Annotated in this window: 2 protein-coding genes and 1 pseudogene; all 3 read left to right on the top strand. The window is 73.9% G+C overall.

Annotated features, from left to right (window positions below; genetic code table 11):
* Positions 1-214, top strand: a pseudogene (locus ACYVE9_RS24825) (hypothetical protein); the annotation flags it as partial.
* 7 nt (positions 215-221) lie between these two features.
* Entirely contained in the window at positions 222-1,043 is an 822-nt protein-coding gene (locus tag ACYVE9_RS24820) for a TlyA family RNA methyltransferase (RefSeq protein ID WP_461030135.1), read from the top strand.
* Positions 1,040-1,954, top strand: a complete 915-nt coding sequence (locus ACYVE9_RS24815; protein WP_461030134.1) for an NAD kinase — start codon at positions 1,040-1,042, stop codon at positions 1,952-1,954. Before ACYVE9_RS24820 ends, ACYVE9_RS24815 begins: the two co-directional genes overlap by 4 nt.
* Positions 1,955-1,967: the final 13 nt, after the last annotated feature.

Raw genomic sequence — 1,967 nt, 5'->3', positions numbered from 1 at the left:
CGCGACCCCCGCGGACGGGCACCCGGACGCCCCCGCCCAGCTCCCGCGCCCGGCGACCGTGCCCACCGGCCACGCCGAGGTGGACGCGCAGCTCAACCGGCTCGCGGACGCCGACCACCTCGCCGTCTCCGGTCATCTCGAGGTGTACGAGGATGTGCACCGTGGTCTGCGCTCCACGCTGACCGCCCTCGACCAGCACGACCCCGGGAGCTGAACCGCAGGTGGCCGTATCACGCCCACGCCGCAGCCGACTCGACGCGGAACTGGTGCGCCGCAGACTGGCCCGCTCCCGCGACCACGCCGGGCAGCTCATCGCCGCCGGCCGCGTCACCGTCGGCGGCACCACGGCGGCGAAGTCCGCCACCCAGGTGGAGACCAGCGCGGCGATCGTCGTCCGGGACGACGCCGACGATCCCGACTACGTCTCCCGTGGCGGGCACAAACTCGCCGGGGCGCTCGCCGCGTTCACCCCGCTCGGACTGCGGGTCGCCGGCCGCCGCGCACTCGACGCCGGAGCGTCCACCGGGGGCTTCACCGACGTGCTGCTGCGCGCCGGAGCGGCCCACGTGGTGGCGGTGGACGTCGGTTACGGACAGCTCGCCTGGCCGCTGCGCAACGATGAACGTGTCACTGTCCGCGACCGTACCAACGTCCGGGAGCTGACAGTCGAGACGCTCGGAGGGCAGCCGGTGGAACTTGTCGTGGGTGACCTGTCGTTCATCCCCCTGGGGCTGGTGCTGCCGGCCCTGGTGGCATGCTGCACGCCGGACGCGGACCTCACCCTGATGGTGAAACCGCAGTTCGAGGTCGGCAGGGAACGGCTCGGCAGCGGCGGCGTCGTACGCAGCCCGCAGCTGCGGGCGGAGGCGGTCCGCGCGGTCGCCGACCGTGCCGCCGCGCTCGGCCTGGGCGTGCGGGGCGTCACCGCGAGCCCGTTGCCGGGACCCTCCGGCAACGTCGAATACTTCCTGTGGTTGCGTGCCGGGGCGCCCGACCTCGACCCGGCTGACGTCGACCGTGCCGTTGCGGAGGGCCCCCAGTGACCACACCCGACAGTGACCGCACCGTCTTCCTGCTCGCGCACACCGGCCGGCCGGCGGCTATCCGCAGCGCCGAACTGGTCGTGCAGGGGCTGCTCCAGAACAACGTCGGAGTGCGTGTGCTCGACGAGGAGGCACGGGACCTGCCGCTGCCTCCGCAGGTCGCGAGCGTGCCCGTCGGTCCGGACATCCTGCGCGGCTGCGAGCTGCTGATCGTGCTCGGCGGCGACGGCACCCTGCTGCGCGGCGCGGAGTTCGCCCGCGCCTCCGGCGTGCCGATGCTCGGCGTCAACCTCGGCCGGGTCGGGTTCCTCGCCGAGGCCGAACGGGACGACCTGGACAAGGTGGTGGCCCGGGTCGTGGCCCGGGACTACGAGGTCGAGGAACGCATGACCCTCGACGTGCTGATCCGCAACGGCGGCGCGGACGGCCACCCGGTGTACACGGACTGGGCACTCAACGAGGCGTCGGTGGAGAAGGCAGCCAGGGAACGCATGATCGAGGTCGTCACCGAGGTCGACGGTCGGCCGGTGTCCGCGTTCGGCGGTGACGGCGTCGTGTGCGCCACGCCGACCGGCTCCACCGCCTACGCCTTCTCGGCCGGGGGACCGGTGGTGTGGCCGGAGGTGGAGGCGCTGCTGATGGTCCCGATCAGCGCGCACGCCCTCTTCGCCAAGCCCCTGGTGGCCTCGCCGAACTCGGTGCTCGCCGTGGAGGTCCAGCCGCAGACGCCGAACGGCGTGCTGTGGTGCGACGGCCGACGGTCGGTGGAACTGCCCGCAGGGGCCCGGGTGGAGGTACGCCGGGGGGCCGTCCCGGTCCGGCTGGCCCGCCTGCACCACGCCTCGTTCACGGACCGGCTGGTCGCGAAGTTCGCGCTGCCCGTCACCGGCTGGCGCGGCGCCCCGCACTGACCCCGCCCGGGCC

It is taken from the genome of Streptomyces sparsus (genome assembly GCF_054776295.1).
Note: the sequence above shows the minus strand (reverse complement) of the source record. Positions and strands in the feature narration are given on the sequence as shown.